This window comes from bacterium (genome assembly GCA_035703895.1).
Lineage (GTDB): Bacteria > Sysuimicrobiota > Sysuimicrobiia > Sysuimicrobiales > Segetimicrobiaceae > Segetimicrobium.
Window position 1 is genome coordinate 1 of sequence record DASSXJ010000282.1, and the last position, 5,274, is coordinate 5,274.

Consider the following 5,274-nt stretch of genomic DNA (forward strand, 5'->3'; position numbering starts at 1 on the left):
GGGCGCATGAGCATCATGGCGGTCCGTTCGTAGGGAGCGGTGAAGATCTGCAACTCGGCGAGGGTGTGCAGGTCCAGGATTTTGCCCATCTCGGTCCCAGTCGGGACGATGGTGCCGACAGCATCTTCGCGCAAGGTGGGCACGAAAATTCCACCCACCTTGGCGCGCATGGCTTCCGTTGCGCTCACATCGATGGATCTCTCAGCCGGAGCGGGGGTGGTGTCGAGTGCCAGGACGCCGAGGCGAAAGAGGGCACGCTCGAGACCCTTGGCATTCCGCTCCGTCCAATACATTTCCTTGCTCGAACGCCCGCCCACTTCAACATTCGCGACCTTGATCCCCAGCGAGCGGGCGTACGTGGTTAGACCGCCGCGCTTGTTAGGAGCATTGCTGATGAAGGGCGCACCCAGATCGGCAGCAAGCTGTTCGGATCCTTCGAAGCGTTTGACAAAGGCGTTGATACACCACGTGCCGCCGCCGTGGAGGTCGATGACCACATCGCTGTCAGCGACCAACGGGGCAATGGATGCCGCGAGGCGGTCGGTGTGCGAGCCTTCGCTGTTGCCTGGGAAGACGCTGTCTAAGTCGATTGAGTTTGGGGAATCGATCCATGAATTGCGGCGCTCAACCTCGGCTGCCAGAGCATTGGCGGTAAAGACGACGCGCAGCCGTCCGGTGAGCTTCGCAAAAGGGTGCTGGCAAAGCATTTTGATCGCCAGGGCGGACCAGGGCCCTTCGTCGCCGTGCGTCCCGGCGATGAGAGTCGCGCGAGTCCCAGTCGTACCGGCTTCGCCATATTTCAGCGGGATGTGCTGTGCGGCGGCGTGGGCAGTGACCTGGATTTCGTTCCAGATCAATGATTCATGAATCGTCTTCAAGACCGGCTGCTCCCTAGAAATTGAGCAATTCGATGCTCGGCTTTCCCCCGACGCGTGTCTCTATTCTGCATGCCTGCTGTACAGCTCCTGGCGCGCGCGAAAATCGTCCGGATAGAGCGTGACCTTTTCGGCCGCGAACTCAAAATCGTCACCCTCCCGCGCGATGGTCTGGACCAGCTTCGCGGCGTCGAAACGATAGCCGCTGAACCGGCTAGGTGGCTGTGCAGCAAGCCACACCCACGCCTTGCCGAGTTCGACCGGATCCGCCCAGCTCGCTCTCAGCCCCGGAGGGGCTTGATCGTACTCCGCCCAGGTCATGCGCGTCGGCTTGATGCGGATACCCGGACCGATCGTATTAAGCGCGATATTATGTTGCTTGGCCTCAAGCGAAAGCGCCTTCACGAATCCTTCGATTCCGTGCTTGATCGTGCAGTACGCGATCTCCTCTTTATAGCCGCGAATGCTGGAGCCGCTCGCGATGCCGATGATGTGGCCCCAGCGTTGCTCTTTCATCTGATGCCAAACGGCGTAGGAGCAATTGAACAGTCCGCCGATGCCGACATTGATTTGACGTGACCATTCCTCCGGCGTGGTCGCTTCAAACGTGATCAGCGGCATGTAAATCGCGTTGTGCACCACGACATCCAGCCGCCCCCAGCGATCGACGATCTTCGTCACCATGCTCTTGCACTCGGCGAGGTCCGCCACATCGGAACGGCAAACCTGAAACTCTGTGCCGTCGGCGCCCAGGTCTCGGGCGCAGCGCGCAAGTTCGTCGTCGCTAATGTCGGTGACGCAAACCCTCGCGCCCGCGATGCCAAACGCCCGGGCGATTCCCCATCCTAAACCCCGCGCCGCGCCGGTGACAAGGGCAACGCTATCTTTTACTAACATCGCGCTTTTGCCCCTTTCACCTCATCGCTGATGAATGACACCTGCACCGCGGCGCGCGCCGGAAGGATGAGTTTCGTGGGGGCCTGGTATCGGACCTCCGCAGGTCACTCAACGTGCGGGTCTGCCAGAGCTAAGCGCCAGGAGGCAGGCGATCTGGCCGCGCCGCATCGACAGGGTCAGCAGGAGCGCGCTGAGTAGACACGCCGGCATGTCGCCGCGCGCCGGGTCGAGTGCTTCGTCCGGCAGAGCAGCGATGTAGTCGTCGGTCGAAGCGTACACCGCCCGGGCATAGGATCGTAGCTTGGCCTCGTCGAGCCGCACCCGGCGCGCCCAGGCGCACCAGTCGGTCGTCTCGACGAGCGGTGGCATTTCGCTGAGGCCAGTGCGGCCGACCCAGGTGGAGAGCGCGAGCGGCTTCGCCGTAGCGAGCACGCCGTTGACGCCCAGGTCCTCGCACAGCACGACTTGTGCATAGCAGGCCCCTGCCGGAGGAGCCAAACCGGGTGGATACCGGTGGAGGGCCTCGGTGCTGAGCCGTTCGATCGCAGCGTCAAGGAGGTCGTGAGCCAGTCGGAACTGCCAGCGCAGGAGACCTCTCGCGGACAGGTCGACGAGGGAATTCATCGGGTGTCGCGATCACGGCCGCGACGGCGCGGCGCCGTCTTGGGTCGGCGGGACAGCTGGTAGGCTGAATGGGCCAAATAGCTGCGGGCCGACAAAGAGGGTCATAGCGGCAATCGATTCGTCTTGGATCGTGAGCAGGTGGATAGAGTGAGCCCGCCATTCGGGCCCCTTCCGGCCGCGGCTATACATGGCGAACCCTGGCTGCCGGTTCGCGGCTACGGGAACGAGCCGGAAGCCGCCGTATCCCCCCGTCCTCCAAGCCCAGCCAAAGAACCCCCGGATCGCCTCGCGTCCCAGATACCACTGTCGCCAGGGCGGCATGTTCAGGGCCGCATCCTCCCTGAGCAGGGCGGCGAAGGCGTCAAAATCGGCGCCCTCCCAGGCGCGGACGTAGCGCTCAAGCAAAGCACGCTGGCGATTGTCCGGCGCCGGCTGGGCGCTGGGCCGGCCAGTGGGAAACCGCTTCCCAAGCGTGGCGCGAGCGCGCTGCAGAGCGCTGTTGACCGATGCGACCGAGGCATCAAGCAGCCGAGCTGTCTCGGTGGCCGACCAGCCCATCACGTCGTGGAGTAGCAGGGCGGCCCGCTGTCGGGGCGGGAGGTGCTGGATCGCCGCGACGAAGGCGAGCTGCACCGCCTCACGCATCTCGTAGCGCGCCGCCGGCCCCGGTGCGGCGTCGACGATGCCCTCGAGCGCCGCGTCCGGATAGGGCTCGAGCCAGGCGATCTCGGTGGCCGGCCCGCCCTCCGGCATCCGGTCGGACGGCGGACTCTGCGTCTCCGGCAGCACCCGACGTGTATTCGCGCGGCGGGCGAGGGCGTTAAGGCAGACGTTGGTGGCGATCCGATAGAGCCAGCTTCGGAAGGATGCGCGTCCTTCGAAACCGTCGAGCCCTCGCCAAGCGCGGAGGAACGTCTCCTGGACCAGGTCCTCGGCATCGTGGAACGAGCCGACCATGCGATAGCAGTGGAGCTGTAGTTCCCGGCGGTAGGGCTCGGTGAGATGGTGAAACCCGTCCCGGTCGCCCCTTTTGGCGGGCTCCAGAAGCGTCGGTCGGTCCGGCATGTCGGCGACGGGCCTGCTCACCGAGGGACTCCTTTCCTCTGCGTAGCGGACAGACGAGCCTTCGCTGTCTCGCCAGCCTCTCTCCTACATAGACCACGGGAAGGACCAGAACTCATCGGTCGCTGCCTTGTGGCCGGGCGGGAGACGGGCTGGTGGGAACCGCGTTCCGCAGGAAACCCACATCTTGGCGTGGCCCGCGCCACCGATGACGTCTCACATTGGTGGCGTGAGTCCGGGAACCGACGAGGGCGCGATGACGATCAGGATTCCAAGTCCGACGATCGCTAGCGCCAGCGGCACATCGATGGCGGCTTTCGCGGGCAGGAGCTTCTGGGCGAGGACGAGGACGGCGATCACGGACATCCAGGTGACGCTCATGACGCTCAGCGCCACCAGCATCAGCATCAGTCCGATGCTCGAGCCGACGCAGTAGAGCCCGAACTCGAATCCAGAGCGGACGCTCTCGCGGCACCGCCGGCGGAAGTGCTGCTTGAGCGGCGTGAACTCGTAGACACCTGCCGCGATCGCAACCGCGCCCGCGGCGAAAGTCCCGTGCGGCCGGTACAACGCATACACGGCGACGCCCACGAGTGCCCAGACGGCAAGGTATGACCCGACGAATAGCGGCACGGCGCGCACACGACCGCTGGCATGAGCGCGTCTCAAGACTGCCGGAGCCGCGCCCGGCAGCATCATCGCCGCCATCATCGACACCCACAGGGCAACAAAGAACGCGAACGAACCGAGCTCGGTCGCAACGCCCATGTCCATCCTGTTCATCTGGCGGACCGCGACGGCCCATGATGCGGCGGCGAGCCCGAGCGTCGCCGTCAGCGCGGCTACCGTCGCGGCCGTCCTAGCGCTCGTCATGGCGGAGGAGCGGGAAGACGGCGTCGCGTCGGTCCGCTACCCGATCGAACAGTTGGTAGCTCAACGGTGCCAATGTCCCAACCAAAGGCGCCGTTGACAACATGCCGGATGAGACGCCAGTTAGCCACGCTGGGGCTCTAGCGTTTGGGCCCTATCGTACTCGTCGTGGCGGCGGAACCAGGGGCCGGACTCGTTGCGACCGAGTGGCGCGCGGTCGAGCCACTGGTACATGCCCCAGAGGCCGTCCAGCCCGCGCGCGTAGGCCGAGTAGGTGTGGTAGACAACGCCGTTTTCGAGCGCGAACGCGCTCATGCCCGGCCTCTCGCGTATGTAGGTGGCCGGGTCGGTTCCGCACATCGCCGCGTTTTTTGCGGCGCCGCTGCTGGCCGCGGGTTCCCGGACCATCGGCGGCTCATGCCGGTAGTTGTAGTCGATGCCGCCCTCGCGCTGTTGTTCCTTCGTAAAACCGACGCTGAAGTCGGAGTTGAAGTCGCTGTCGAACGAGGACGCCCAGGGAAACATCCAGCCCATCCGCCGCTTGTACGCCTGCAGTGTCGCGAGCGGAGCCCGCGACGTCGCGCACAGCGTGACGTCGTGATGCGCGAGGTGAACGACGAAGCCGTCGAAGCCGTCCGCGATCGACGAACAGGCCGGACAGCCCGCCGTGTACTCGGGCCCGTACATGAAGTGATAGACGAGGAGCTGCGAGCGTCCTCTGAAGAGATCGGCGAGGGACGCTGTGCCCTCGTCGGTCTCGAAGCGGTACCCCTTGTCGATTCGAACCCAGGGCAGCTCCTGCCGCCACCGCGCCAGTTCGTCGCTACGCCGCGTCAGCGCCTTCTCGGCCTCGAGCAGCTCCAGCCGGGCCGCAAGCCACTCTTCACGTGTTCCGGTCTTATGATCGGTCATTGGTTCAGCTCCTTTCCCTTGGGGCAGTGGACAG

The 5,274-nt window shown here is 64.9% G+C and carries 6 protein-coding genes; all 6 read right to left on the minus strand.

The window, feature by feature from the left end; genetic code table 11:
• The coding region (locus VFP86_18710) for a M14 family metallopeptidase (GenBank protein ID HET9001680.1) at window positions 1–878 on the minus strand (878 nt) is incomplete at its 3' end.
• 60 nt (window positions 879–938) lie between these two features.
• The gene (locus VFP86_18715; GenBank protein ID HET9001681.1) at window positions 939–1,772 is read right to left on the minus strand and encodes an SDR family oxidoreductase; all 834 of its coding nucleotides are present in this window, start codon (window positions 1,770–1,772) and stop codon (window positions 939–941) included.
• A gap of 108 nt (window positions 1,773–1,880) precedes the next feature.
• Window positions 1,881–2,396 carry a DinB family protein gene (locus VFP86_18720; GenBank protein ID HET9001682.1) on the minus strand — a complete coding sequence of 172 codons (516 nt, stop codon included), beginning with the start codon at window positions 2,394–2,396 and terminating at the stop codon, window positions 1,881–1,883.
• 12 nt (window positions 2,397–2,408) lie between these two features.
• Window positions 2,409–3,482: a sigma-70 family RNA polymerase sigma factor gene (locus VFP86_18725; protein ID HET9001683.1), complete on the minus strand. Its 1,074-nt coding sequence runs from the start codon at window positions 3,480–3,482 to the stop codon at window positions 2,409–2,411.
• A 192-nt stretch (window positions 3,483–3,674) separates the two neighbouring features.
• Window positions 3,675–4,331: a DUF2182 domain-containing protein gene (locus VFP86_18730; protein HET9001684.1), complete on the minus strand. Its 657-nt coding sequence runs from the start codon at window positions 4,329–4,331 to the stop codon at window positions 3,675–3,677.
• 120 nt (window positions 4,332–4,451) lie between these two features.
• Window positions 4,452–5,240 carry a thioredoxin family protein gene (locus VFP86_18735; GenBank protein ID HET9001685.1) on the minus strand — a complete coding sequence of 263 codons (789 nt, stop codon included), beginning with the start codon at window positions 5,238–5,240 and terminating at the stop codon, window positions 4,452–4,454.
• Window positions 5,241–5,274 lie beyond the last annotated feature (34 nt).